Origin of the sequence: Comamonas thiooxydans, assembly GCF_002157685.2 — a bacterium.
Classification (GTDB): Bacteria; Pseudomonadota; Gammaproteobacteria; order Burkholderiales; family Burkholderiaceae_C; genus Comamonas; species Comamonas testosteroni_H.
Genome location: NZ_AP026738.1, coordinates 4,441,959 through 4,466,570 on the forward strand (window position 1 = coordinate 4,441,959; position 24,612 = coordinate 4,466,570).

28 protein-coding genes and 1 tRNA gene are annotated in these 24,612 nt (G+C 57.3%); 5 read left to right on the forward strand and 24 right to left on the reverse strand.

The features are described 5' to 3' along the window. Positions 1-98 precede the first annotated feature (98 nt). Complete coding sequence (cysM, locus tag CTR2_RS20560; protein WP_087081427.1) at positions 99-1,004, reverse strand: cysteine synthase CysM; 906 nt, start codon at positions 1,002-1,004, stop codon at positions 99-101. A gap of 40 nt (positions 1,005-1,044) precedes the next feature. Here cysM and CTR2_RS20565 point away from each other — a divergent pair. The 5 genes from CTR2_RS20565 (at position 1,045) to CTR2_RS20585 (ending at position 5,534) form a co-directional block, all read left to right on the forward strand. Beyond that, a tRNA-Leu gene (locus CTR2_RS20565) sits at positions 1,045-1,129 on the forward strand. Between the two features lie 762 nt (positions 1,130-1,891). Further along, on the forward strand, positions 1,892-2,146 hold the full coding sequence (locus CTR2_RS20570; RefSeq protein WP_045839171.1) for a hypothetical protein: 255 nt from the start codon (positions 1,892-1,894) through the stop codon (positions 2,144-2,146). A gap of 775 nt (positions 2,147-2,921) precedes the next feature. Further along, positions 2,922-3,653: a CatB-related O-acetyltransferase gene (locus CTR2_RS20575; RefSeq protein ID WP_087081421.1), complete on the forward strand. Its 732-nt coding sequence runs from the start codon at positions 2,922-2,924 to the stop codon at positions 3,651-3,653. Between the two features lie 51 nt (positions 3,654-3,704). Next, entirely contained in the window at positions 3,705-4,751 is a 1,047-nt protein-coding gene (locus CTR2_RS20580) for an alpha/beta hydrolase family protein (RefSeq protein WP_087081419.1), read from the forward strand. A 120-nt stretch (positions 4,752-4,871) separates the two neighbouring features. Continuing rightward, positions 4,872-5,534, forward strand: coding sequence for a hypothetical protein (locus CTR2_RS20585; RefSeq protein ID WP_140400989.1), 663 nt, complete (start codon positions 4,872-4,874; stop codon positions 5,532-5,534). Between the two features lie 3 nt (positions 5,535-5,537). Here CTR2_RS20585 and CTR2_RS20590 read toward each other — a convergent pair whose 3' ends face one another. From CTR2_RS20590 to CTR2_RS20700, 23 genes are all read right to left on the reverse strand, one after another. After that, positions 5,538-6,017, reverse strand: coding sequence for a hypothetical protein (locus CTR2_RS20590; protein WP_087081417.1), 480 nt, complete (start codon positions 6,015-6,017; stop codon positions 5,538-5,540). After that, complete coding sequence (locus CTR2_RS20595; RefSeq protein ID WP_087081415.1) at positions 6,014-6,637, reverse strand: glycoside hydrolase family protein; 624 nt, start codon at positions 6,635-6,637, stop codon at positions 6,014-6,016. The genes CTR2_RS20590 and CTR2_RS20595 overlap by 4 nt, the downstream gene beginning before the upstream one ends. After that, positions 6,634-6,849, reverse strand: a complete 216-nt coding sequence (locus CTR2_RS20600) for a hypothetical protein (protein ID WP_140400988.1) — start codon at positions 6,847-6,849, stop codon at positions 6,634-6,636. Before CTR2_RS20600 ends, CTR2_RS20595 begins: the two co-directional genes overlap by 4 nt. A gap of 61 nt (positions 6,850-6,910) precedes the next feature. Further along, positions 6,911-8,791 (reverse strand): hypothetical protein, encoded by a 1,881-nt coding sequence (locus tag CTR2_RS20605; RefSeq protein WP_140400987.1) that lies wholly within the window; start codon positions 8,789-8,791, stop codon positions 6,911-6,913. An 83-nt stretch (positions 8,792-8,874) separates the two neighbouring features. Further along, entirely contained in the window at positions 8,875-11,559 is a 2,685-nt protein-coding gene (locus CTR2_RS20610; RefSeq protein WP_087081409.1) for a host specificity factor TipJ family phage tail protein, read from the reverse strand. Continuing rightward, positions 11,474-11,935 carry a hypothetical protein gene (locus CTR2_RS20615; protein WP_087081407.1) on the reverse strand — a complete coding sequence of 154 codons (462 nt, stop codon included), beginning with the start codon at positions 11,933-11,935 and terminating at the stop codon, positions 11,474-11,476. Before CTR2_RS20615 ends, CTR2_RS20610 begins: the two co-directional genes overlap by 86 nt. Then, entirely contained in the window at positions 11,932-12,423 is a 492-nt protein-coding gene (locus CTR2_RS20620; protein WP_087081405.1) for a DUF1833 family protein, read from the reverse strand. Before CTR2_RS20620 ends, CTR2_RS20615 begins: the two co-directional genes overlap by 4 nt. A 2-nt stretch (positions 12,424-12,425) precedes the next feature. Further along, on the reverse strand, positions 12,426-12,893 hold the full coding sequence (locus CTR2_RS20625; RefSeq protein ID WP_087081403.1) for a hypothetical protein: 468 nt from the start codon (positions 12,891-12,893) through the stop codon (positions 12,426-12,428). Continuing rightward, the gene (locus tag CTR2_RS20630; RefSeq protein WP_087081401.1) at positions 12,894-15,512 is read right to left on the reverse strand and encodes a phage tail tape measure C-terminal domain-containing protein; all 2,619 of its coding nucleotides are present in this window, start codon (positions 15,510-15,512) and stop codon (positions 12,894-12,896) included. Between the two features lie 41 nt (positions 15,513-15,553). Beyond that, positions 15,554-15,784 (reverse strand): phage tail assembly protein T, encoded by a 231-nt coding sequence (locus tag CTR2_RS20635; RefSeq protein WP_057092921.1) that lies wholly within the window; start codon positions 15,782-15,784, stop codon positions 15,554-15,556. Next, positions 15,781-16,179, reverse strand: a complete 399-nt coding sequence (locus CTR2_RS20640) for a phage tail assembly chaperone family protein, TAC (RefSeq protein WP_087081398.1) — start codon at positions 16,177-16,179, stop codon at positions 15,781-15,783. Before CTR2_RS20640 ends, CTR2_RS20635 begins: the two co-directional genes overlap by 4 nt. Next, positions 16,176-16,682, reverse strand: a complete 507-nt coding sequence (locus CTR2_RS20645) for a phage tail tube protein (RefSeq protein WP_087081396.1) — start codon at positions 16,680-16,682, stop codon at positions 16,176-16,178. The genes CTR2_RS20640 and CTR2_RS20645 overlap by 4 nt, the downstream gene beginning before the upstream one ends. 62 nt (positions 16,683-16,744) lie before the next feature. Continuing rightward, positions 16,745-17,134: a DUF3168 domain-containing protein gene (locus CTR2_RS20650; protein ID WP_087081393.1), complete on the reverse strand. Its 390-nt coding sequence runs from the start codon at positions 17,132-17,134 to the stop codon at positions 16,745-16,747. Continuing rightward, on the reverse strand, positions 17,131-17,601 hold the full coding sequence (locus CTR2_RS20655) for an HK97-gp10 family putative phage morphogenesis protein (protein ID WP_087081391.1): 471 nt from the start codon (positions 17,599-17,601) through the stop codon (positions 17,131-17,133). The genes CTR2_RS20650 and CTR2_RS20655 overlap by 4 nt, the downstream gene beginning before the upstream one ends. Beyond that, complete coding sequence (locus CTR2_RS20660) at positions 17,594-17,932, reverse strand: phage head closure protein (protein WP_087081389.1); 339 nt, start codon at positions 17,930-17,932, stop codon at positions 17,594-17,596. The genes CTR2_RS20655 and CTR2_RS20660 overlap by 8 nt, the downstream gene beginning before the upstream one ends. Continuing rightward, a complete protein-coding gene (locus tag CTR2_RS20665) occupies positions 17,929-18,120 on the reverse strand; it encodes a hypothetical protein (protein WP_087081387.1) in 192 nt (63 codons plus the stop codon). The genes CTR2_RS20660 and CTR2_RS20665 overlap by 4 nt, the downstream gene beginning before the upstream one ends. 69 nt (positions 18,121-18,189) lie before the next feature. Further along, positions 18,190-18,528, reverse strand: a complete 339-nt coding sequence (locus CTR2_RS20670) for a head-tail connector protein (RefSeq protein ID WP_087081385.1) — start codon at positions 18,526-18,528, stop codon at positions 18,190-18,192. Beyond that, complete coding sequence (locus CTR2_RS20675) at positions 18,525-18,767, reverse strand: hypothetical protein (protein WP_087081383.1); 243 nt, start codon at positions 18,765-18,767, stop codon at positions 18,525-18,527. The genes CTR2_RS20670 and CTR2_RS20675 overlap by 4 nt, the downstream gene beginning before the upstream one ends. Positions 18,768-18,815: 48 nt before the next feature. After that, positions 18,816-20,162 (reverse strand): phage major capsid protein, encoded by a 1,347-nt coding sequence (locus tag CTR2_RS20680; RefSeq protein WP_087081382.1) that lies wholly within the window; start codon positions 20,160-20,162, stop codon positions 18,816-18,818. Positions 20,163-20,172: 10 nt separating this feature from the next. Then, positions 20,173-21,045, reverse strand: coding sequence for a head maturation protease, ClpP-related (locus CTR2_RS20685; RefSeq protein WP_087081380.1), 873 nt, complete (start codon positions 21,043-21,045; stop codon positions 20,173-20,175). Positions 21,046-21,048: 3 nt separating this feature from the next. After that, positions 21,049-22,344, reverse strand: coding sequence for a phage portal protein (locus CTR2_RS20690; protein ID WP_087081378.1), 1,296 nt, complete (start codon positions 22,342-22,344; stop codon positions 21,049-21,051). After that, positions 22,341-24,065 (reverse strand): terminase large subunit, encoded by a 1,725-nt coding sequence (locus tag CTR2_RS20695; RefSeq protein WP_087081376.1) that lies wholly within the window; start codon positions 24,063-24,065, stop codon positions 22,341-22,343. The genes CTR2_RS20690 and CTR2_RS20695 overlap by 4 nt, the downstream gene beginning before the upstream one ends. Continuing rightward, positions 24,058-24,537, reverse strand: a complete 480-nt coding sequence (locus CTR2_RS20700) for a phage terminase small subunit P27 family (protein WP_087081374.1) — start codon at positions 24,535-24,537, stop codon at positions 24,058-24,060. The genes CTR2_RS20695 and CTR2_RS20700 overlap by 8 nt, the downstream gene beginning before the upstream one ends. Between the last annotated feature and the right edge of the window lie 75 nt (positions 24,538-24,612).

The following is a 24,612-nucleotide window of genomic DNA, read 5'->3' on the forward strand; positions in this document are numbered from 1 at the left end:
TATTCTTGATATTGATAGCAGTCAGCGCCTGATGGATAAGCGCTGACTGGCATTTGGAGCTTTGATTCGCTTTTGCGCTATCACGCAAAAGACATGGCTCATGCCGGAAACACGCCTGTAGAGAGGTAGCGATCACCACGGTCGCACACCACAAACACGATGGTGGCGTTCTGCTCGCGCTTGGCAATCTCCTGGGCCACCCACAGTGCACCGGCGGCCGAGATGCCCGCGAAGATGCCCTCTTCGCGCGCCATGCGACGGGCCATGTCTTCGGCATCGTCCTGGGACACATAGACCAGCTCGTCGACCAGCGAAGCGTCATAGATCTTGGGCAGATATTCCTCGGGCCACTTGCGGATGCCAGGAATGCGCGATCCCTCGGAAGGCTGGGCGCCGATGATCTTGATGTTCGGGTTCTTTTCCTTGAGGAACCTGGCCACGCCGGTAATGGTTCCGGTGGTACCCATGGCACTCACAAAGTGGGTGATCTCGCCACCGGTCTGCTCCCACAGCTCCGGCCCTGTGGTTTCATAGTGGGCCCTGGGATTGTCGGGGTTGGCAAACTGATCCAGCAGCACACCCTTGCCCTGCGCCACCATCTGATCGGCCAGATCGCGCGCATATTCCATGCCGCCGCTCTTGGGCGTCAGAATCAGTTCGGCGCCGTAAGCCTTCATGGTCTGTGCGCGTTCGATGGACAGGTCCTCGGGCATGATCAGAATCATGCGATAGCCCTTGATGGCTGCAGCCATGGCCAGGGCAATGCCGGTGTTGCCCGACGTTGCCTCGATCAGTGCGTCGCCCGGCTTGATCTCGCCGCGCTCTTCAGCACGCTGGATCATGGACAGCGCAGGCCGGTCCTTGACGGAGCCAGCCGGGTTGTTGCCTTCGAGCTTGCCCAGCACTACGTTTGCACGTTCACGGTTGGCATCCGCGCCGATGCGTTGCAATGCCACCAGCGGCGTGTGACCGATGGCATGTTCGATGGTCGAATAAGTTTTCATGTCCAATACTGTGCCATAATTCGCGTCTGCGCTAAGCGAAGCCCGGGTGGTGAAATTGGTAGACGCAGGGGACTCAAAATCCCCCGCCGCAAGGCGTGCCGGTTCGATTCCGGCCCCGGGCACCACAGATGTAATGCTATAACTTTTGAAGACGTTCCGGGAACTGTTCCGGCATGTGTTCCGGTTTTTAGCAAAGAAAGAGCCTGCACGATGACAAATCGCGCAGGCTTTTTTTACCCTTTGGCCGCCAATCTTAAAAATGTGAGCGCTCGCCAATAAAGCATGGAAACTGAAATGCTGTATAAAATTACAGTATGTGGTGCACCATCTATCAGCTGTATTCAGACGGCACACGACTGCCTCCAGAGGTCGCAAAGGCCAATGGCGTCTATGGCTGGCTATATATGCACTCAAAGACGCCAGTAGTTGGCATGCCGCTCTGCAAGGCCTATCTACTGCCCGAGCCGGATGCGCCCGCTCTTCAAGGGCTGATCAAGCCGCTTATGCACTGCCACCTCAAGCTGATCAGTGGCGGCGGCCTGCGACTGAGTGGACAAGAGTGGAATGTCCACCATCGACACATAAGACAAAGCTGGTGGTGCGTGCCAGGGCCAGCACTGGGGCGCGCCCACGATGCACAACCCTAGTCACCCGATCCTGTTGCGTACGCCCGGCCGATATGGCTTCCCCAATGAGCGCATCCTGCCAGGCAGCGCCAGCGACTACATCACAGAAGAAGTAGGCCCCGGATGGGTGCTTGTCGTCACTCTCGAGAATGGTCTTGTGTATTTCGGGCCAGGCCCGGCAAGCGTTGAGAGGTCCTCAGCCCCTTTCTAACGCCTCGGTGCACAAATCAGTCGGCGCGACGAATCGGTAACAATCCTGCCATGACCGATGAATCCCCGATCCACACAGTCCACAAGCGCGTTTGCCACACGTTCCTACGGCACTGGAAGGCCCACAACAACGCCTACCCCAAGCTAATCAAGATGACGCCGGAAGAGCTGCGCCAGTTCAACATCGTCAACGCCTTCGCCAAGCCCAATGAAATGTGGGGCGTCCCAATAGAAATCGACCCCAACACCACGGGCGTGATGATTGCGGTCGATGGGACGGAAATGCCGCTGGTGGAAGGCTACTGATCCACCCTGGCCAGTGCGTCAAACGCAAAAAAGCCCCGACACCAATCAAGGCGCCGGGGCTTACTTTTTTAGAAATTCAGTCCCAAGCTGGATAGTCACTGCACTATTTTGGAGGCCGCTTCAAATGCTCTAGCCAATCCTCTTGCTGATCATGCTTTTCCGGAAAATCCTGAGGCCACTTCATAGCTCCATCATCCATATGCTCTCCTTTTGATCGCAGTGGGGAATCCATAGATTGAACCATCACACTGGCAAAGCAAGTAGTGCTTACCAGCAGCAGCCTGCAAGCTATCAGCCCGATCCTGGGCAGATTTGATTGCCTCATCCTTGGTTTTCTCCATGCGTGAGTAGGAAGCTAAAGTCGAAGCTCCAGCGCGCATCGTCTGTTCTGAATGCTCTATTTTCAGGAGCAATATGCGGGCCTCTGCGAGCTAGGCCTTGAACCACCAGCCAGAGGCAAAGGCCATGGTCAGCAGAACGGCCAGCACCAGGGCCTGGGCGGGGCCGGTCATCGCACATACTCCAGCGCCTGCTGATAGAAGCCGGCCTAGGTCTGTGGATGGGGCTTGCCCGGGCGCCAGTTGCGCAGGTAGTACGCCCAGGTCTCTGCATCGCTCAGCTTGGGAAGCGCTTTGGAGTCTATCTACACCAGCGGAGCCTGAGGCCACGCAACATAAATTCGTGAGATGATGCAATTTTTGGCATTGCGTCTAAAGTTTTCGTATCAATTGACGTACGGCATAAATTAAATTTATTTGAATCAATTAGAATTGATATGAAAATAAAAGAAAAGCTTGAAAATTTCAAAAAAAAATCGACTGCAGAAATAATTCCTATAGAAAAAAATGATCTTCCGAAAATTCATATAACCAAAGATAGATTCATTGGGAAATGTATTTTCGAGATGGCGGCAGCTTTAAGCTCCGGAGCAATAACCCCGCACCTTAGAGTTTTCATTGGTGCTCACAGCTATATGAATGACGGAGGTTATTTGCGATCCAACATATTTATAGGCCGCTATTGCAGCATTGGACGACGAGTAACGATTGGTGCTGGCATGCATCACATTGACGGGTTAAGCTCCTCCCCATCAATACGAATTGGAACCGCTACGAATTACACTGAAGATCAACTAATTCAGTTATCTATCAAAAAAACAAAACGCCCCTTCACCATCCTAATGAATGATGTCTGGATAGGAGATGGAGTGGTTGTTATGCCAGGGGTCACTATTGGAACTGGGGCTGTTGTTGGAGCGAACTCTGTTGTGACAAAAGACATCCCTCCTTATGCAATAGTTGGAGGCTGCCCAGCTAAGATAATAAAATATAGATTTCCAGACGAAATAATCGAAGAATTATTAAAAAGTGAATGGTGGGAGCTATCCAAAGAAGACTTAGAAAATCTCCCTACTGGGAATGTTATTGAGTTCATTGATTCAATAAAAAACACTTCAAATAAAAAAGAATTTTTTAAATTCGAATCTTACTCACTTATATCAAATTAATTAAAAATAGATTTTTAATCTAAAATCTCTATTTTCCTTTACTTTAGCGCCATGGAAATTACAGTCACCGCCGAAGCAACAAAAACGCACCTCATTGGGACTATCGCCGCCGAAGACATTGAGCAGGCCGCCTTTTATGTGTTCAAGGATGATCAGAAAATTCATCAGCGCTGGTACACAAAAGACCTGAAGATCGATTTCCCTCATGAAGGGAAAAGGGGTACATACAAGCTTAAAGGTTTTGTACGCAACAACGGTGTTGTCAAAAGCAAAGTTTCCACTAGCGTGTTCGTTTATGGTGACAGCGTAGCAATAAACGATCTTATACAGAAGCCTATTGAGCAGGGACCTTACCTAGTCAATGCTGAAGGACAGGACTTCCACTGCTTGTATTCTCCAAGCACTGAATCTAGGCTTTTCGTGATGCTCACAGGGGCTGTGAACAGAGAAAAGATACCTCTCCCCATCTTCAATCGATGGACTTGGCGGAACAAGCTTCCAGGGCATGTACTCTGCATCTCTGACCCAACACTTCAGGCAGATGAGTCATTGGGCATCGGCTGGCATCTTGGTAGTGCGAATGTCGATGTGACAGAAAAATTGTCTCAGCTCGTCCTGAAACTCTCGGGGGCCCTCGGCATCCCCTCCAATAGAATTGTGACTTACGGATCGTCGGCAGGCGGCTTTTCGGCAATGATGCTTGCAGCCAAGCTGGAAGGCGCGACCGCTGTCGCCATCAATCCCCAGACCAATGTGTTGAACTACCACCCGCGTCATGTTCGTCACATGATGTCAATCTGTTTCCCTGGCGTAGACAGGTCGCAAGCCATGATCGACTATGATGCTAGGCTAAATGCGATAGACCATTTGCCAGGTAAGCCAATGCGTCTTGTGATTGCGCAGAACACTCTAGACAAGCATCACTGGGAAGATCACTACCCACAATTAGCAATTGCCTTGGGTCTTCCAAATGTAACTGGAGCTTCAACAGATAACAAGCACTGGTCGATCATATATCATGATATTGGAGGTCACGGCCCCGAAACACCAGAGGTTTTTTCTCAGATCATTGACAGAATAAAAATTAACATGCCTTGATCAATCAGAGAATACATGTATATATGAAGCCTCTAATTATTTAACCGAGATAGCATATAGTAAATCTGCGAAATCAGCGTAGGATTTTAGTTTTTTGAAAATCTACCCACTGGAGATTAAATGAATGAATCATTACTAATCAATAACAATATTGACAGTATATGTGAATATTATTGTGAAAAATGTGGATCATTTAAGATCCATAAAGTAAATTTAAATTCAGAATTAATTAAAAAAGAGAATGACTGTATATTTCATCATAATTTCAGAATTATAAAATGCAACTCTTGTGACGAGAAAACATTTATATCTGAAAAGTACATTGATGACAATTTTTATCCTGTAGAAGATTCGTTGGGTAATTTAGTATACGAACAATTAACTGAAGCAGAAACTTATTCAATCAGAAAAATAGACTTCAACGCAATATCATATTTAAATGAAAAAACCTCATTTCGCGCGAGGGAAATATATAAAGATTGCTGCGATGCGATTACCGCAGGCAACAAATTGCTAGCAAGCATCTACACAAGAAACCTACTAGAAGAGATTGTAAGAATACTTCGCATTGCAAATGAAAACTCATCTAATGCAAAAATCAATCAGATAGTCTGTCAAGACAAAGAAAAACACAGCGCAGAAAGCCCAGCATCATATAGAGAATTAGACATTCATAAAAATTATCAAGTAAAAGAAAACAGCATGGAAAATATTAAATTAGCCATGCTGGGAATTCGCGATTTGATTGAATTTTTATATTCAATAAAACTGGATAATTCGTAATAACTATTTTCCTAGTTGCGCATCAGCTGCGTGTCCATCAGCTTTCGCCGAGATTCCTGCACCAGCTTCTGATAGTCGCTGACCTCCTGCTGCCATTTCTTCGAATACGGCACTGCAGGTAGCGGCGTACTCAGCGAGGGCGTGACCGCTTGCACGCTCAATGCGAGCGGGCAAGTTTGCGAAGTCGCTGCGCAGCCCGGCAGTAGTGCTGCGGAGATCAAGCAACAGCTTGCCCAGATCAGCTTGCGACTGTGCATTGACTTGCTGTGTTTTCTGGAAGTTTGATAGCGCATTTGAGAAGTCCTTCTGTGTCTTGTCGAGTTGTTTGATCGTCTGCTGTGTCTGCTGCAGCTCTTTTGACGACTGAGCCAGCTCAATGCGCGCGATCTTCTCGCCAGCCCGCCAGCCGCTGACGAGCCAGCCCATTGCGAAGGCGAACACGAGCAGCAGGCCGAAGACGATGGACTGGGCGCGACTCATCATTGCTGCGCCTCCATGCATGCGTTGTAGCGACCCAATTGCCGCGTCCAAACGCCAAGGCAGACCTTATTGCCCGGAGTGCTGCAGTCGAATCGCCAGCGCGTAGGCTTGCCGTTCTTATCCCACTGATAGGCCGCCCAGCCCGAGCCCTCGCGGCGCCCGCTGGTCATGAACCTGTAGCCAAGGTAGGCGCGGCAAGCGCCCGGGTAGTCTCCCGCCTTGGTTTTGGCCAGCATGCTGGAGCCGCGCCAGGCGCCGCAGCCATACTGCCCCGCGAAGTCCGCGGCCTTGTCGAACTCGGTTTGATTCACCAGCGTCTGGCCGAGGCTGTCACGCACACACTGTGCATAGGTACGATCTAGCTCGCCCAGAGCCAGGTTGACGGCTCTCTGCCGCGTGATCGGTGGATCCGCGAGGCTAACCCGCCGGCCATCTTCATAGTGCGTGGATCCGTGCCCTATGGTGGGCACATCGCCTTGAGTGGGCACATATGGATGCAGCAGAACCTCGCCGGTCTGGCTAACGCTCTTGGGGCCATCGCCCTCAGATGCAATCCACGCCATCCCAGCGGCAGCAGAAAGAGAAAGGGCCGCTGCTGCGACCCTAGTTTTATTGCTGATCATGTAGCCTCTCCTTCTTCGCTGAGCCAGCCCCCCTTCCCGCGCTCCTCTCGCCACCACTTGCGCAGTAGATAAAGCGCCTGGATCACGATATAGACACCAGTTGCAATGGCGACCCAATGGTTAAGTGTCATGGTGGACGCTGCAGCCCCCGCCACCGCCGGCGCGGCTTTGGCAGTTTCGATCAATGCTTGGACTTTGCTTTCGTTGCTCATAGCCCTCCCTGGGCAAAAGAAAGCCCGCCGAAGCGGGTTTATCAAAGTTATGACAATTATTTCAAACGTAAATGACACCGGCCGCATAAAACGTGTTAAACGCTGCCACGTTAGTGTTTGAAGGTGCAGGGCTTCCGGCTCCGTTTGTTGTCGAAGTTCCTGTCGCATATATCTTCGCACCAGTTGCAACTCGCAAATCCTGCTCCCCTGAGCCAGTGACTTTAGTAAGTCCTATGTATGCTTCAGAGCCACTATTGCACTCAACACCGCGCGTTGTGCTGCTCAATATGTTGCCGGAATTCATGGAGACTTTAGACCCATCACGCGCAAAAATACCCCGCCCACAACTTTGAATTGTTCCTGAGTATGCATCAACACTCCCATTATAGCGTGCATCAATGCCTATGAGACAGTTTTCTATTTTCGCACCGAATGCGGCAATACCGCCTCCATAGTATGCACGCAATCCAGAAAGATTGAATCCTGAAATCTCAGCTGAAGGGCATATTATTTTCCCTAAATTCTCAGCAACACAACCATAAGTCGCCGAGCCGACAACACCTGTGATTTTGGCATTTCTCCCTGTGACCTCCCCACCCTCAGATGCCGACAGTCCAACCTTCTTTACATTTGTCGCAATAACATCGTTTACAAAAATAAAAGCAGATATAGCAATAGCGACGCTATCAAGGTTATCTGCGGTCATTAAATTAAACGATGCTATAGAATATCTCGTTGCACCTATCGCAGATCCCGCATTCTTGCAAGTCACACTTTCACCATATGCTGACGAAGACCGTGAAATCCAGATGTTGTAATCCGTTGCCCCATCAAAAGTAGCCCCTGTACATTCGCAAGTGCTGTTTCGCGTAATCCATAGATTACGACCATTAACAGCTCCAATTGACACGCAGCCTGAGATATATGCAGAGCTACGCATATTTACATAAATACCATCGGACTGAGGGTTTTTAACACCCTTTCCTGGATTAATTAAAAGGAAGCTACCTCGTTCCGCATAAAAAGTTCGACCGCCTTTACCTGCCGCATTTATAAGCACATCAACAACAGGAGAGATTGCATTCGTCAGCTTCAAAAAATTATCACCAACATACAGAGAAGACAGTGTTACCTCAGAATCTTCACTGGAAATTTTGTATCTGCTGTAATCGGCATTACTCAGCTCTACCCCGCTTGTTGGTTGAAAGCCAGATTCAATTAATACTGTAATTCGACATTGCTGAGTAAGAGGAGTAATTCTCTCAAAAGCAGATTGGAGCGTCGCCGCTTGGGATGGAACACGAATAACAACGCTATCAATTGCGCCCAAGATAAAAGACGATTCGACCGCTGCCGCTACGGCAGAAGAGATGTCTTCATAATCTCCGAATGTCGGTATTTCAGATAGCTTTTCAATAACTAAGCGTTTTACCGATCCATCCTCTGGCTGCCTTGTTGCAATAAGCTGCGCGCCCGCGTCTGTCGCTAAATCTAGGCGCAACTGATCCAGATTTACAGAGAGCTCCAAAACGTCACCGGAGCGCTTGAAATAGCGGGTGCGAGCACCATCAAGAGTTTCGTCCGCGGACACTTCGATCAGACCATCAATGGGAATGTCTGCAATGTCCCCTAGTGCCTGAGCATAGGTATCATAGAACTTCAAGGGGCCGATAGCGCTTGCAGCTGCCCTTGCGTCATCTCTCGCTTCTAAGGCTTGATCTCGGTAACCATGAGCATCAGCAGTAGCACTGGAGACCGCCTGAGCGATATCGAACTCAGCCTTTTGTTCAATGCCGCGCCATGTTTTGCGCAGTCGTCCGAGTCGGTCTTGCCATACCTCAGAGGTCTGAGAGTTAATCGCATCGTCGATATTCTGCGCGTTATCGAACAAATCACGGGGGTCCTGGCTGCCTAGTGGATTTCCTGTTTGGTAGGTAGTCATATGTCCTCGCACAAAACAAAAAGCCCGCTGGGCGAACCATGCGGGCGAGTGATAAAGATCTCTGTGGCCAGGTGGCCGGCTACTCAAAGTGGCGGTGGCGCGTTGTTGTCGTCATCGAACAGGCGCGCGTCGTAGTTCACGCACTGCACGCTGGCACCATCGGTGCCGCTGGGGCTGACCTTCTTGACGATGGCCGGGAAGCTCCAGCGGGCGACCGGCCCGAAATACACATGCGGCGGCTCCGGCAGCTTGATCTGCGGCCACTCCCCAGCAGGAATCGGGGCCAGCACTTCATAGGCGCTTGCCCCTTGAGCGGCTGGCCATGGCCCGGCCAGCGTGCCGTCAGGCCTGCGAAACGCCACGACATACGGATCTGCGCTATCCCAGCGCAGCGGCTCCGTCACCTCCAACCGGGCCTGGCCGCTGGCATTGCTGATGCCAGTGAGCAGAGCCGATTGGCCGAAGCCGGGGATGTCATCTACCAGGCTGACAAAGTCGCCATAGCTGTTGTTCAGCGCGTCCAGCTCCGTGGTGAAGCTGTACGTCCAGCGCTCATACCGCTGCTGCCGGGCTCTGCGCATGCCGATGCGCCAGGCGCGCGTTCGGTCTGTCACCCCCAACACCTTGAGCTTTTCCAGCTTGATGCCCAGCGAGCCTGGCAGCACACAGTTCACCGTCTTGGTGTTCCAGTTGTCGTCTGCATCGCTGAACTCCACCTCCACGCCATCGTTGTCGTCGGGCCGGATGCCGCTGAATGACCGCGCAATGCCCTCCGTGGTGTTCTGCGCGCTGTAGGCATGGCCGTCTTCGACCGTACGCACACCCGCGCGCACAGAGCGCAGCAGGCCGTCATCAATCGTCAGCTCGGACATGCCTGCGGCCAGCACTGCCTGCAGGGCGGCGAGCACCGTGGTTTCGTCAAACACATGGTCTGCCGTTTCACCACGAGCCATCCAGATGCCATGCAGGTGCTGCAGCTCGGCCATGTCGATGCTGTCCAGGCCATAACCCACCGTGCTGCTGATGTGCCGCAGAGCGGCCGAGATATCCCGTGTAGGCTGATCTGCGCTCCAGGAGCCATCGCCTTGAAGCACGGGCAGCATGCGCGTGGCCACCAGGTTGACCTGGTTCTCCGACCTGGCTGCGATCTGCCCGAGGCCCCGCACCCGCACGCTCAGCGTGGTCCAGTCCGGGTAGCTGGTGCGCGTTGGCAGCCGCGTGCGCATGGCGTACCACTGCACCTCATCGTGCACCTGCGTGCTGGTGCTCTTGGCGCCCCTGCGCCGCACCCGTACCTGCGGCCGCATGGCATAGGGCAAGGCAATGCGCTCGGTGAAACCGATCTGGTCCATGGTGGCATCGGTGTACCACTTGACCACGCTCTGCCAGGCGCCGCCGGCGGCATAGTCACGGTACTGGATCTCCACCCCCACGGATCTGCCCTGCACCTCCCCCTTGTCGGAGACATAGCAAAGGCCCTGGCTGAAGAAAATATCCACCTCCAGCGTGCTGCTGACCTCTGCGGCTGGGCAGCTTACAAAGGGGCCGGCCTGCTCACCGTAGACAGTATCTGCCTGCACGGTAAAGCTGGCCTTTGCCGCCGGCACTGTGCGTGGCGCAAAGCCCGCCCAGCTGCCGCCTTCGCTGGGTGCAAGCGTCAGCACCTGGCCGGCCACTGACGCAGCCGTGTATGTACGCCCAGCCCGACACACTGCCAACGATATGACCCCAGCGGGCAAGTGACTGATGCGCCTATAAGTAAAGCCCCCGTCGGCATCACTGACCGCTTCAGCCAAGGTAATCGTATTGCCGTCGACGGACTCCACACGCAGCGAACCGGTAAGCGCACCGGATGCGGTGAGCAGCATCCACAGCGATGGCGCAATCTCGCGCCAGTCGGCGGTAAATGTGTTGTAGTAGTTGCTGCCCTCTCCAGGCTCAAGCTCTAGGGCCACGGTCACGTCCTGCTCAAACATCAGCGACATGGCGGTGCCAGAGCCCCAGGCATTGGGCCAGTCCACATCTGCCGTGATCTGTGCGCCGTTGAGCGCATAGCTACCAGCCGTGGGGTTGACGTTGCCCGAGTCAATGGCGCTCAGCTCAAGACCCGCCGTGCCGGCGCTGGTGCCGCCCACCTCTGGGCAGCTGTACCAGTTTTCATGCTGGGTGATGCCGCCGATATCAGCGCCAGGACCGTGCACAGTGAACTCAGCGCCCTCCAGAGTGCGCAGCGGCGTGTTGCCGATCTTGACCGTGGCCGGGTCGATCTGGTACTGGCCGGGGCCGACACAGAGCAGCATCTCCAGCCACTGCTCGCGCGGCGTGCTGAAATAGCGGCGCGGCGGGGTCAGATAGTCGGGGTAGCGGATGAACTGGCCCAGCAGCTCCGGCACCACGCCGTTGAGCTTTGCCGTGTTGGCCTTGCCCTCGGCCGAGCTGAGTTGCTTGCCTTGCGGCGTGTCATAGCGCTGGTTGCTGGTCGATGGGAGTAACCAGCCGAAGAAGAAGTTGAAGATGCTGCCCACCAGCTTGAAGACGCCGCCGTGGGGGATGGGGCGGATATCAACCTGGTCTTCATTGCTGATCACCGTCTCTGCCCAGGCCTCCACCGGCAGCAGCACCCCGTTGAGATGCAGCGTTATGGGCTGGATCTCGCGCGCCGCATAGTCAATGCCGACCGCCTCAAACCAGCCCGCAATCGTGCCCGCCCAGGGGTGCGACTCCACAGGCTGGCTCGGCATCTGTCCGGGGTAAATCTTGATCGTCATAAAACAAAACCCGCGTGTAGCTGGCCTGAAATCGGTTGAGAGCAGTCAGACAAGGCCCATCGGGCTCATCGGTTTCGAGTATTCGCAGCTGGCCGTCCACCTCCACCACCAGCCCCACATGCACGCACAGGCTGGCCCTCCAGGCCGTGGCAACCGCGCCCACCCGAGGGGAGCACTGCGCGAACCCATGCAGGGCTATGACCTGGTCAACCGCCCGCGTGATGCCGCGCAACTCACCCGGTCTGGCGTCCTGCAGGATCGGCAGCAAGGCCCGGCCAAACAGCGCCGAGCGCGCATCGCGCACCAGGCCCCAGCAGTCGTAGTCCACGGGGCCGCGCCCGCCGCGCACATAGCGCGACTTCAGAAACCGCCTCATTGGTACTTAACGCCAGGAGCCTTGTCCGCCGTGTAGCGATCACGCGGCCAAGCCAGGTTGAGCAGATCGAAGTAGCTGCCCTCGACCTGCAGGACGTTGCTATTCAGATCACCCCCCTGGATCAGCATGCGCTTGGGAGCGGCCGCCGGCGCCGATGTGTCGTCCGACAGATACTCGCGGTAGACCACATACGAGGGCTGGCCAGAGTCGAGCGCGTCACTGATCAAACGATGCGCCCGGCCATCGACAACGCCCAACCCAAAGCGCAGGGACTGATTTCCGATAGTGCTGCGCTCCGGTAGGGATATCTCCAGGCCGCAGGCCTCGAAGAGTTGCGGCACACCGTCGACCCCCAGCGTGAGGTCTTCATAGCTGTGGGCAAGGCGTATGTGCTCGCCACCAGGCAGCTCGATGTCTAGCGTACAGATGCGCACGGTCGTCACATCGTCGCCGGCATAGAGCAGCTTCAAAGCTGTACTGGTTGCCATGACTATCCCCCCGGCCATTCTTGATTCACGGCCCGGTCGATGATGCTGGAGCCGATCACCAGCTCCGGCAGCAAGCCCCAGCCAGGCGGCAGCAAAGGCCGCGCCCATACTTCGATCGGAGCTGAGATCTTCCAGCGGTCGCCCCCTACCAAATCCGGGCCTTCATACATATCTGTGAATCGGCAAAGCAGCTTTCCCGGCCCCATGGGCGTCCTGAGCGGCATGTTGAACCACTTCGCTCCATCGATCAGCGTCTCTACAAACCACGCCTCAAAGGAAAGTGCCTGCGCCTCCGTCATCAGCCATGCACACGTGTGCATGCTGGGCACGCTCAGGAATTTGCGCCGCTGCCGTGACCGCCCCGATTCCATAGGGGTCCGCACAAATGGCTTGACATGCCGGGTTGTATGCCCTTCACGCAGCACGCAGGGATATCCCTGCGGCCAGTCAATGTTTGAAGTGATTGCCATCTATCGTCCTCGGCGCGTCAGCCCGTAAGTTGTCTCCAGCGCAAGCGCTTCCTCGCGGCCGTTGCGGATATTGCGAACAAACACGTTGGTGCTGTAGCTGCCATCAGCGTTTTGCGTCTGCTCGATCTGGCCGGCCTTGCTGGCGTCCTCGATGACGTTGACGATGGGTGCCTGGCCGCGCAGCTCGGCTGCATAGTCGCGCCGCACTGCCGGAGGCACTGCAGCACCAACCACGCCACCAGCCGAGTAGCCAGAGTGCAGAGACCGGCGGAATGCCTCGAAAGCTCCAGGCCCACCCAGCGCGCGCATATCGTCTTGAGACAGCACACCCTCGCCAGCGTGCACGATGCCCGCCGGCTGATACTTGCCACCCGGGCCGGTGTAGCCGCCGTCCGCGAAGCCCAACACAGCCATACCCTGACTGAGCGCCACCGTACTGGTGATGCCAGCTGCCGCCGGCGCGGCGTTAGCGCCAAAAGAAGCCAGCGATGCAAGAGCAGCCGCCGGTGCCCAGGCTGCAGCAGTCGCTGAGCCCGCAGCGATTGAGGTCGCCACGCCCGCAGCTTGCAGCGTATCCCCCAGAAGCTTGTTGGCCACCATCTGCAAACCGAAGCGGATCAACATGCGGATTGCCTGCTCTCCTATGGAGGAAAGCATGTTGCTCAAGTCCAGATTGCCGGTCTTGACAAAGCCGAGAAGAGCATCCTCCATACCGCCAAAGGCCGTCGTCGCAATAGATTGCGTCTGGCTATACACATCGCGTGCGTTCTCAAGGTAGGTATTGAGTGCCGACGCTGCGCCGGCCGCCCAGTCACTTTCCTTTTGGCGCTTCTGAGCCAGGAAGTCTTCGTACAGTTGCAGCTCTTGCGCTTGTGCGGTCTCGACAATCTGCAAGCGCATCGCATACTGAGCACGGATACGCTCTTGCTCTTTCTCACTGTCAGTACCCGCCAGCGCAAGCGCCTGATCCTGCTGGAGCTTACGTAGTTCGGCCTGGTGCTGTTGCATCAGGCTGATGCGCTCCCGCAGCTCGGTCGCAGCTTTGTCTCCCATGCCGTAGGTCAGCATCTCCAATTGGTACTGCTGCTCTTTGGCAATAAGGCGATTCTGAGCCTCGTACAAGTCATTGCTGCGGGCCACCTCCGCAGCCCGGGAAACCTCCGCCTCCTTGGCCATGTCGATCATGGTCGCCAAGCCGGTGGCTTTATCCAGCTGAGACTCGGAAAGCTTTAATCCCTTGCTTTGAATATCGAAAAACAGCTTCTCGTAGGCGGTACGCTCCTGCGTTTTGTAGACCTGCTCTGTAAGCGATCGAAGGAAGTCATCCGCAGCCTTTGCGTCCTTGTCGACCTTGGCACCGCCAGACTTTTTACTCGGCGTGCCGTCCTTGAGATTGACCGTACCAGGCTTCCTCGGCGTCATATCAGGGGTAATCAAGGGATCAACCTTGGCAGCCGTTGCGGCAGCGTTGGCCCAATCCTTGAGCGTGTCTGATGCTCCGGCTGCCCGCTTCGTTGCCGCATCGACAAGCTTGCGTGTATTGGCGACCGAGCGCTGCAGAATTACATTGGATGGATCCCGCTTCAGTGCCTCCTGGTGCCTTTCAAGCTGGTCGCCAAGACGCTTTACTTCCGCCCCGGCGGCCTCGGCCTCCGACTTCATTTTTCCGAACACGTCTGTACCCGTCAGGGCACCTAGTTTGTCGGCGGTGTTCATGAATGCCACGATGTTTGCCGTGGCTTGGATCACCATATTGGTCAGCGACACAACCCAGCCGACAATGGACTCAAAGGCTGCCTTGGTGGTGTTGGAGCCGAGCGTATCTGTGAGGTCGTTAAGAGATTTCTTGGCTCCATCCAGGCTGCCACCTTCGCCAGTCATGAGCCCGTTGAGGGCATTTCTCAAGCCATCGACAGCGCCACCAAAGGTATCGCGAGCAGCCTCTGCCGCACCGCCATAGGTTTCCTCAAGCGCATTCAGAACAATCTGTTGGGCTTCAGCGATGCGACCGGTTTGCTCCAGCTTCTCGGCGGCCTCGATCTGCGACTCGGAGAACTTGAAGCCCTGACGCGCCAGGCTCGCCATGCCCACGCTGGGAATGTCCAAGGCACGACCAACCGTCTCAGCCGCAGACTTCATGTCAGCACCAGTACGGACGGAAAAATTCGCCGCCTGCTTGAGCGCCTGGGGCAGTTGCTCGCCCACGATGTTGGTGAAGCCAAGCAGCACCGTTTGCGCCTGGTTGAATTCTCCAGCCGACTTGGTGGTGATCCCCTCCATCACGGAGGCCATCTCATTCAGGCGATCCTGTGAGTAGCCGGCCTGGTTACCTGTCGCCTTGAGCGCGGCTGCCAGCAAAGCCTGCTCTTGCTCGGCATTCCTGGATTCCGTCAGAACCTTGCTGAAGACACTGCCAACAGTGATGCCCGCAATACCCGCAGAGATGGCCGCACCGATACCGGTCCAGGCCTTCTCAACGGCCTCGGAGCGCTCTTTCATCTTGCGCTCCATCTCGCGTGACTTCTGATCTGCCACCCGCTCGGCTTTGGTCATGCCTTCAGTAAAGCCGCCGATCTTGGCAATCAGATCGATGGTGAGGGTGCCAAGTTGACGAGCCATGGTTCAAAAATCCTGCGATGGTCGGGGAGGCTCGCAAGCGGCTACCGCCACTCGCGCATTGCCTCCTCAAGGGTGATGACTGCCGCCTGCGCTCCCTTTCGTTGAGGCAAGAAGTCCTCGAACCTGGGAGCCTGGCTGCTTTTCTTGCGCGCCACCGTCTGGCTGACGGTGTGGGCGACAGTTGCGGCCGCGCGCTCGATATGAGTTTGTAGATGCAGCGAACCGTATTTCTCACGAAATGCCAGCCACGACTGCACCTCATCAAAGCTCAAGCGGTCTTTTGCCTCCGCGATGGTTTTGCCGCCGATGCCGGCGAGGACGAGCTCGTGCCAGAACTCATCGACGGCTGTGAGTTTTTTGGGGCATTGACCTCGTTAATGGCCATCACCATTGCCCAAGCCAGGGCCGGGGTGAGGCTGTACGCCTGGTCATAGGTCATTTGCTCTTTACCGCCATCGAGCCGCACGCTGAGGCTAATCATCTTTGCTCCCTTGCTGCGATCAGGAGCAGCATTGCCGATCTCCTGCTCGATCACACCAAAGGGCTGACGGACGATCCAGATGTCGCCCGCCTGCTCAGAGCCATCAGGCGCTTTCCACTTGATGGGCTTTTTCACCGGGGCGGCATCCACAAAGCCGCCGTTCTTTTGCAGGTCTGCGAGCTTCATGGTGTGGACACCTTCACGACCCACACGGGCTTGGTGGCGCGCTTGATGGTGATGGCCCCCTGAATGGGTTCGCCACCGACTTCAAAGCCCGCGAAGTTGAAGCGCTTGATGTGCCCCTGGAATACGTTCCAGGTCCGTGACGTGGGCAGCTCAAACTCCATCGTGCCGCCGGACTTGAGCGTGGCAGGCGCTGTGCCGTCAGACCAGCCCAATGCCCACAGCAGACGCTCACCAGTGTCAGACAGCTGGTGCAGGCGCACGTGGCCAGGATTCTGGGGGTTAATGCGGACGGTGACTGCAGACTCACCGGGGGTGTTCAGCCCCGGAATGGTGGTGTGGTTGTCACGCTCTTCGAGGCATGTGTCCTCCAGATCGTCACGCTCGTCGTCCCCAAAATCAACAGAAATCGCGCAATCCACTTTGATGACCTCAAATTCGGTCGGCGCGTCTTTTTTGGGCGCAAGCGCAAAAAGCTCGGAGCCCTGCGGGAGGATGCGGTCCATGGCAAGTCCTTTCAAGAAACAGAGAGGGCCGCTCTAGGCGGCCCATGCGGGTGATCAGTGCATCAGCGATTCAATTGCCACTCGGCGTCGAAGCTGATGCGGTATACCTTGGTATCGGCGTCACGCGGGTGCCGGCGCCAAGATGTGATGTAGCAGTCCAGCTCAATCGCATCCCGCAACGCCGTGGCGGCCTCTTCGACCATCCTTTGCGCCTGGGCGCTGTCTGCGGCTTTCGCCCAGACATCAATCTGCGTTGTGGTGCGATCAACCGTGGGCCGTCCGGCCAGGTGGTTGTATGGAGCACCACCAACCTCTATCCAGGTCACATAGGGGTAGACAACGGGCTTGTCATTGTTTTCACCCCAAGGGTAGATGCGGGGCTCTGGCGAACCCAGCACGGCGAGCACAGAGGGCGACAGCTTGGCCAGGCGGTACAGCGGCGGCGCATTCATTTCATGCGCCTCACAAGCCGGGTGATGGCCTTGTCCAGCTCAGTGCCAAACAAAGCAATGGCCGCCTCAGCTTGCTGCTCTGCCGCCGGTCTCAGGAATGGATCGGCCGGCATATGCTCAGTACCCAGTTCCTTAAGATGCCAGTGCGGCGTGTTGCCCTTGGGGCCTTCATCAGGGTTGCCCTTTGGGATGCGCCCCTTTTCAGTCCCCACACCGACAGAGATCATCACGTCGCCTGTGCGCTTGGAGTAGCGGGAGCGAAAGCGCTGGATGATGTTGTCCGCGATCTTGCGCCCCGTGGCCTTGTCATCCATCCAGATAGCATTGGTCTGAGCCTGGCCGCGCACAAGAGTGGCGGCCTTGCCCAGTGCCGAGCGCGCGGGCTTCTTTCGCAACTCCACAGGCAAGGCCTGCAAGCGCTTGGAGACCTCATCAAATCCGGTCAGCTTGAATTGGATATCAGCCATCGTTGACGCCCTCGCTTACTGGATGGGTCTGGTACTCAAGACCGCTGGCAGGATCTGGCAACACACCTTCGATGTTGTAGATGCGACCGGCATGCACCAAGCGCATGGCTGCGGTGACACGGGAATCACGCCGCGTGACGATGCGCGCCGTGACTTTGGACTGGCTGGCGGCAGCTGCAATGAACTCACGGGCGGAGAGTGGTTCTACACTCGCCCAGAGCTTGGTCACCTCCACCCAGCCAAGATCAATCACGGCACCCGAGTCAGGATCGCGGCCTGTCTGACGAGACTGCAAGCTGACCAAGTGGCGTAGTTTCCCGGCGGCGATCACAGCAAGCTCCCATCCAGCATGCGCGGCTGGGCAACCTCCTGCGCATCATCAGCCATCTGATCCAGCAGGCAGGCTATGCCCTCCGTCAGTTCCTTCATCGCCTGAGTCTGTCGATTCAGGGCCTCGGCCACTGCCAGGTTGCTCTGGATCAGACGGCGCGTGTCCGATGACTTTCTTCGCTCGCTCATATGCGATCCTTCTCCACTTTTCTGCCCAGAGCCGGGTGGCGTTGCACACATTGCAGTCGGTTGGCATCTCTACACCCCCAGTCCTATGCGATAGGGCCACAGCAGCGAATGCGCACCCATGGGTAAATCTTGGGACGAGACGCCCACCACGCTGTTTTCACGGTTGGCGTACAGATGGCCCAGGATCAACAACATGGCCGCCTTCACGGGTCCAGTGATGACCATTGGACACGCGTCAGCCGGCTCTGCAGCCTCATCCAGTTCGTCCTGCGTCGAGTAGACATTGCGGTTTAGGAACTCGACGGCAGCGGACTCCGCTGCATCAAGGTAGATGCCGATCAGCTCATCTTCGCCATCGCCATTCGTGCGCAGATGAATCTTGGCCGTGCCCAGGTCGATGAGACTCACTTCCGCCCCCGGGTTGCCTTGAGCTTGGCCGTTTCGACTGACTGATCCCCAGCCACAGATGCCTGAGTCGATTCGGATTCTTCAGACGACTGGCCAGACTCCATGGCACCGGCTACGGCTGCAGCGCCCTCAGCCTCTCGGTCCGCAGCGCCAGCATCGATCAGTTGCTGTCCGCGGCTGCTGTCCATGCGCGCGATCAGGCCGGCGCGCGGATCCGGTTTCTTGAACTTAATGAGCATGGTTTCTCCTGGTGGAAATGAACAGGCCCGCCGAAGCGGGCCCGGACATCAGGTCACATTGCCAAAATCGCCGTAGATGAACGACTCGGGGCGATAGACCGCCAGCGCCAGTCGCTCTTCGGCCAGGATGGTGACCATGTTCTTCACGAAGTCGTCTTCGTTCTCGGTGGCGACTTCCACGCGAGCCTGCCAGCGGTCGAACACCTGGGCGCCCAGCTTGAAGGCGCCTGCCAGGAACTTGTCCACCTCAATCGCTTGGGTGGTGACCACCGGACGGTTCCACAGGGAGGCGCCGATGACACCCTGCGGGTTGCCGATGATGTAGCGGCCAGTGGAGTCCTTGAGCAACTCGATGCGCGCCCAGTCGATGGGATTCATCACCACGCCCGAGGAAGGAAACTCGGCCAACTCAGCCTGCAGGAAAGCAAGGCGAATGTTGTCGATGTTCGTCTCCGCTCCCGCAGGATCGAAGGGGGAGGCAAACGCCGACGCCTGCGGAATGATGCCCAGCAGGTTCTGGCCGGTGCCGTCACCGTTGAGCAACTGCTGCTCTTCCTTGAAGGCCAAGCCATAGCGCAGACGGCCATCGATCAGGCTGGCCAGCTGGGATGCGTCGCTCAGGATCTGACGCGAAGCCTTCATGTAGTGCGCAATCACCTTGGCAGTGGTGCTCACTAGGTCGAACTTCATTGTCGATTCAGGTTTTTTGGCGGTCTCGGCCACCATGCCGGCGTTGTTGGTGAAGCCGGTTTCCTTCACGTATTCCAGCGCGTTGCCATCCATTTTGCCGGGGGTGATCAGGTCACGCACCGTCATGCGACGCTGGGGCAGGGCCTGCACGCCGGGCAGGCGCGTGGTCTGCACGAGGTCGCCAGCGGCGCCATCGGTGTCGGTAGTCACGCTGGTGATCGCCGCATTGATGGTCATGTCGGCGCGGCCGCGCGGGGTTGTCTTGCCGAGGAAGGATTTCACCTCCTCGTTGTTCACGAACTGCTGGCCCAGCGACTGATGCTGGACATCGGCGCCCGCGCCATTCGCTTCGAGCTTGGCGATCAGCTGCTCGACGTTCTGGACGTTGGCTTGCAGCTCGCCCTGCTTCAAAAGCAATGCATCCACCTGCTGCCGAGTTTCGGCGCTGAGGTTGGCGTTTTTCGCGGCCGTCTCGGCATGCGCCTTCAACTGGTCGCTGACCACCTTCAGGTCACTCTGGACCTGCTTGTATTCAGCGGACACATCAGCCACTGTGCCAGCGGCGCCAAGCATGGCGAGGCCGCTGAAGACATCGGCATGGGCGGTGACGAAGGCCGGGACGTCGAAGCCTGCAGCCTGAGCGGTCAGGGACACTGCAGCAACGGCCACCAGCAGGCCGATAGAAAGGAAGCGAGATTTTTTCATGATTGCACTTTCAGGATGGTTGGAGGTGAGAGAGAAGAGACGCAGAGAGGCTGGATGCCGCTCCCGTCGCAATTGCGGCTGATCGGCCGCGTTCGGTGGGATCACCCTCACCGCCGCCAGCGGGATCGCCCACGCTGGACTTGAATTCGCTGATGAGGCGCATTGCCTCGCTCTTGGGCATGCCGCTGTTGCGCAGCGCAGCCTCCAGCCGGCGCACAGCAGAGGCGCTCGCATTCGAGCTGCCACGGCCCACCTGGTCGGATGCCAGTAGCTCATCGGCAAAGCCCTGCTCCACCGCAGCCGCGCCGCCAATCCAGGATTCCGAGTCCATGAGCTTGGCGATGGCCTTGGTCTCCAGCCCGGTGCGCACGGCATAGATGTCGCCCATGGCGGCATCAAAGGGCTCAAGCCAGGTCGCCAGCTCGCGCAGGTCGTTGCGGTTGCCCATGGCCACAACCCAGGCGTTGTGGATCATCAGGAAGCCGGCGCGCGCGATCTGCACCGTGTCGCCCGCCATGGCGATGACCGAGCCGGCAGACGCCGCCAGCCCCAACACCTTGACGTTGACTTCGCCCTCGTGCTCGCGCAGCAGGTTGTAAATGGCGAGGCCCTCGAACATGTCGCCGCCCGGGCTGTTGATGTTCACCGTCACCGGGCCTTTGCCAAGGCTACGTAGTGCGCCCGCCACGCGCTTGGCCGTCACACCCTCCCCCGTCCAGGGGTCGTAACCGATGGCGTCGTAGATGCTGATTGCCCGGTCTTCATCGCGATCTGCAGCGCGAATCTCGGGGTTCCAACGCTCCAGCGCGCGCGGCAGGATTTCACTGCGCACGCTAGCGCTCGGGCGCCCGATTGGTGCGCCCGGCAAATTCTTCATGCTCATGATTCAGCCTTTCTGCGGCTCTTCGGTGAAGCCCAACAGCGCGCGAAGCGCGGCGCGGGCCTGGTTTGTTTGTGCTGCCGAGGCGTCTTGCCCCAGGGAATCAAGCGTGGTCATGGCCGACTGAACCGTGAGAACTGCAGCATTGCCGCCCATCGGCTCGCGGTCTTCCAGTTCGCGAACCTCATCGCGGGTAAGGATCCCGTTGTTCACCATCGCGGCATAGAAGGCCGCGCGACCGGCGCTGTCGGCGCGCAGCAGGCCTTCTACAGAGAACTTGGCGTAGTAGCGCGAGCGCTCGGCCGGCGCCAGCAGGTCCGTATTGATCGCCTGCTCGATCCGCCGCAGCCAAGGGCCCAGGGTGAAGGTCAGGAAGCCGATCATCTGCTGCTCGATGCCCGTCCCCCAACTGGTGGACTTCTCGGTGTGACCCACCATCCAGGGGGGCACACGAAACCAGCGACAGATCGACTCCACCGAGAAGGACCGGGACTCGAGGAGCTGGGCATCCGATGGCTTGATGCCAACGGTCCCGACGTCCGTGCCGCCTTCCAGAAGCGGGGTTTCCCCCCGCTCGACGGAGCCGGCGATTTCCTCCTTGAACATCTTGCGCTGATCAGGCTTCAGAAATGCCGCAACCTTGTAGTAGACCGTCGGCAGCATGCCATTGCGGAATGTCCGTGCCGCTGACCGCTCAGCCGCCATTGCAGCCCCGAAGACCTTGGCGCCGTAGGCGATCACCGAGACACCTGTCTCGCCGTCCAGGGTGAATCCTGGGATATTCCAGATCCTGTTAGACGGAATCTGTCGCATTACACCGCCAGGCCGCGGGTACTGGTAGATCTTGTGGCCGTTCGCGTCCCGCGTGATCACCAGCTTGTTCGGATCCAGAAAGGCCAAGCCCACCAGCTTGTCGCCCACGTAGAGCTTTTCGGCGCGGCCATTGCCTCGCAGCAGCATCGATGCGACCAGAGCCTCCCAGAATACCGAGGCCGTAGAGTCAGCATTGGGCTGGTCGTGAATAACAAAGTGCAGAGGGTGATGGCTGGCCAGGCGCTTCCCCGAGGACGTTCTCTCATGGATCGAGAGAGGGAGCGTTGCGATGGTCTCCGAAATGAGACGAACGCAGCTCCAGACCGCATCCACCTGCATGACCCCTTTCGGGGTTACGTCCACGCCCGCTTCGCTGGCCATCTCGCGATCTATGTAGAGGTCCTTGTCCCGAAGACTGAAGGACCGCACCCAACCGTCGATGGCCGCGCGCACGCGACCCGCAAGGCTCGGTTTCTTCTGTGTGTTCATGCCTTGCCCGTCCGTATTGGGTTACTCAGCCAGTCGTCCATGTCGCCCTCGCCGTCTGGCGGCACCAGCACGCGGCCAACAGCCATGATCAGAGATACCGCGCCGTCGATCTTGTTGTCATTGCCCTGCTTGATCGGCCTCACTACATCGTCATTGCCCGGCAGGGTTTTGCCGATCACGTTCGCAATGCACCAGGTCATGATCGGGTTGCCGTCATGATGGAAGCGCCCCGAGGCGATAGCCGCCTCGATCTCCTTCATCGGGTCGCTCATGTTGGTGTAGTTCTGGGTGATCGTGATCGGCGTCAAGCCCTCGTCGTCCAGTTGGTGCGCCAGGTTTGTGGCGCCATGCGGGTCGATCGGCGACGACTGCACGGGGTTCAAATGGTTGGCCTCCTTGGCCTCTTCCAGGATCTCCCGGTAATCGATCTCCGCCCCATCGGTCTGCACTAGCAGGCCAGCGTTTACCCACTTCTGGTACCGCTCGGCCATGCGTCGGTTGTCGTGATTGGCCACAGTGTCCTCAGGCACCCAAAATCGAGGCGCCACACTGTAGTAGTGCCGCTTCCCGTCGATGTCCCGCCAGAACAGGCGCGCCATGCTATTCATGTCCAACTTGCGTGCCAGGTCGAATGCCAGCACGCACGGTTGACCCTCGAACTGCTCCAGCGTCAGGGTGACGTCCTTCAGCGCCTCCCACTGGGCGACGTTGAAAAAGCCGGCCTTGGCCGTCACCCACACGCCCAGGTGCTTGGTCTTGAACGTGTTGGTGAAGCGCGCCTGCTGAACAGCGCGGCGCTGCTGGCTTTCCAGATACTCCTGATAGACCGACACACCGATGTTCGGATTGGCCTTGGCCAGGACGGCCGGGTCTTTCCAATCGTCACCCTCGTCAATGGTCCACACCCAGCCGAACAGCTCCTCATTCGGGACAGTGCCCTCGAGCATTTCCAGAACTTCGCGGCGCTTGTCGTAGCACGGCCCTTCGATATTGAAGCCTGCCGTGGTGATCATGAACATCAGCGGCTGCTTACGGGCACCCATGCCGGTCAGCATGGTGGTATAGAGCGCGTCCGAGTCATGCTCGTGATACTCGTCAACAATGGAGCAAGACGGGCTGGCACCATCGCCTGGGTTGCCGATCAACGGCTCGAATCGGCTTCCATCGGCTGGCCTGTTCAGATTCGAGGCGTTGACCTCGATGCCCGCAGCCTCGATCAACATCGGTGAACGCTTGACCATCAACCGAGCGGGACGGAACACCTCCCACGCCTGCTTCTCCGTTGTGGCTCCCGAGTAGACCTCCGCGCCGAATTCGTCGTCCAGGCAGAACATCGCCAGGCCAACGCCGGCGGCGATCACCGACTTCCCATTCTTTCGATTTACTTCCCAGTAGCTCTCGCGAAAGCGGCGCATCTTGTCGCGCTTACGCTTCCAGCCAAAGGTGCAGGCCAGGCCGAACTTCTGCCAGGGCTCCAGCGTCACCAGCTGACGCTTGAATGCCCACTCACCTTTCGTGTGCGGCAGCAACTCGATCAAGGCGATCTTTCGCTGAGCCTCCTTTGGGTCGAAGAAGTACGGACAGTCATCGTCCTTGGCGCGATCGAGATCGTCCAGATGCCGTTGGCAGGCGAGGATCACATACCGGCACGCAGGAATCTTTCCCTTAACCACGTCCTTGGCGAACTTCAGCGCGGCATCAACAGCGGGATACTTAGCCATTCATCAACACGGCAAACGGATTGCCGCCCCCTTCTGGCTTCTTGCCCATGATTCGCTGCCGGCTCGATGGATCCAGCCCCAGCATCCCGCCGTAGGTGGCCATCATCGCGGTAGCCTCCTTGAGTGCCGTGAGCGCCGGATTCTTGACGACGCCGCCTGTGGCGCCTGCAACGGTTACGCCGTTTTCCTTCACATCAACCTGAGCCATGCGGAACTGGTCATAGGCGTTGCAGTAAACCTCGAGGTTCTGCACGTCGGTCGCCTCGAGAACGCGCTCTCGGCACAACAACGGAGCCAACGTCTCCCACAGGACGCGGCCGTCATCGCCCATCCAGATCGGGCAATCGATATTGCGAACCAGACCAAAGTCCGGCTCTGACTTGTTTAGCGCCCGCTTTCCCGGGTTGCCGGCCAGCTCTTTCTTGGCCGTGGGTTTCGGGCGACGGCCAGAGCGCCCAGCAGCACCTGCCATCGGGCCTCCGGTTTAAATTTCATTTTTCGCGGGCGTAAAAATTTGACTGGGGGCGCGGCTGATTCCCGATAGGGG

Bases quoted from the DNA above. Each gene is read 5' to 3' on its own strand.
- CTR2_RS20575 (WP_087081421.1), top strand. From the start codon at position 2,922: ATGAAAATAAAAGAAAAGCTTGAAAATTTCAAAAAAAAATCGACTGCA.
- CTR2_RS20625 (WP_087081403.1), bottom strand. From the start codon at position 12,893: ATGGCAATCACTTCAAACATTGACTGGCCGCAGGGATATCCCTGCGTG.
- CTR2_RS20590 (WP_087081417.1), bottom strand. From the start codon at position 6,017: ATGATGAGTCGCGCCCAGTCCATCGTCTTCGGCCTGCTGCTCGTGTTC.
- CTR2_RS20655 (WP_087081391.1), bottom strand. From the start codon at position 17,601: ATGGCTGATATCCAATTCAAGCTGACCGGATTTGATGAGGTCTCCAAG.
- CTR2_RS20580 (WP_087081419.1), top strand. From the start codon at position 3,705: ATGGAAATTACAGTCACCGCCGAAGCAACAAAAACGCACCTCATTGGG.
- CTR2_RS20595 (WP_087081415.1), bottom strand. From the start codon at position 6,637: ATGATCAGCAATAAAACTAGGGTCGCAGCAGCGGCCCTTTCTCTTTCT.
- CTR2_RS20585 (WP_140400989.1), top strand. From the start codon at position 4,872: ATGAATGAATCATTACTAATCAATAACAATATTGACAGTATATGTGAA.
- CTR2_RS20665 (WP_087081387.1), bottom strand. From the start codon at position 18,120: ATGAGCGAGCGAAGAAAGTCATCGGACACGCGCCGTCTGATCCAGAGC.
- CTR2_RS20645 (WP_087081396.1), bottom strand. From the start codon at position 16,682: ATGGACCGCATCCTCCCGCAGGGCTCCGAGCTTTTTGCGCTTGCGCCC.
- cysM (WP_087081427.1), bottom strand. From the start codon at position 1,004: ATGAAAACTTATTCGACCATCGAACATGCCATCGGTCACACGCCGCTG.
- CTR2_RS20700 (WP_087081374.1), bottom strand. From the start codon at position 24,537: ATGGCAGGTGCTGCTGGGCGCTCTGGCCGTCGCCCGAAACCCACGGCC.
- CTR2_RS20570 (WP_045839171.1), top strand. From the start codon at position 1,892: ATGACCGATGAATCCCCGATCCACACAGTCCACAAGCGCGTTTGCCAC.
- CTR2_RS20675 (WP_087081383.1), bottom strand. From the start codon at position 18,767: ATGCTCATTAAGTTCAAGAAACCGGATCCGCGCGCCGGCCTGATCGCG.
- CTR2_RS20640 (WP_087081398.1), bottom strand. From the start codon at position 16,179: ATGAAGCTCGCAGACCTGCAAAAGAACGGCGGCTTTGTGGATGCCGCC.
- CTR2_RS20605 (WP_140400987.1), bottom strand. From the start codon at position 8,791: ATGACTACCTACCAAACAGGAAATCCACTAGGCAGCCAGGACCCCCGT.
- CTR2_RS20690 (WP_087081378.1), bottom strand. From the start codon at position 22,344: ATGAACACACAGAAGAAACCGAGCCTTGCGGGTCGCGTGCGCGCGGCC.
- CTR2_RS20610 (WP_087081409.1), bottom strand. From the start codon at position 11,559: ATGACGATCAAGATTTACCCCGGACAGATGCCGAGCCAGCCTGTGGAG.
- CTR2_RS20600 (WP_140400988.1), bottom strand. From the start codon at position 6,849: ATGAGCAACGAAAGCAAAGTCCAAGCATTGATCGAAACTGCCAAAGCC.
- CTR2_RS20615 (WP_087081407.1), bottom strand. From the start codon at position 11,935: ATGAGGCGGTTTCTGAAGTCGCGCTATGTGCGCGGCGGGCGCGGCCCC.
- CTR2_RS20685 (WP_087081380.1), bottom strand. From the start codon at position 21,045: ATGAGCATGAAGAATTTGCCGGGCGCACCAATCGGGCGCCCGAGCGCT.
- CTR2_RS20680 (WP_087081382.1), bottom strand. From the start codon at position 20,162: ATGAAAAAATCTCGCTTCCTTTCTATCGGCCTGCTGGTGGCCGTTGCT.
- CTR2_RS20650 (WP_087081393.1), bottom strand. From the start codon at position 17,134: ATGAATGCGCCGCCGCTGTACCGCCTGGCCAAGCTGTCGCCCTCTGTG.
- CTR2_RS20620 (WP_087081405.1), bottom strand. From the start codon at position 12,423: ATGGCAACCAGTACAGCTTTGAAGCTGCTCTATGCCGGCGACGATGTG.
- CTR2_RS20695 (WP_087081376.1), bottom strand. From the start codon at position 24,065: ATGGCTAAGTATCCCGCTGTTGATGCCGCGCTGAAGTTCGCCAAGGAC.
- CTR2_RS20630 (WP_087081401.1), bottom strand. From the start codon at position 15,512: ATGGCTCGTCAACTTGGCACCCTCACCATCGATCTGATTGCCAAGATC.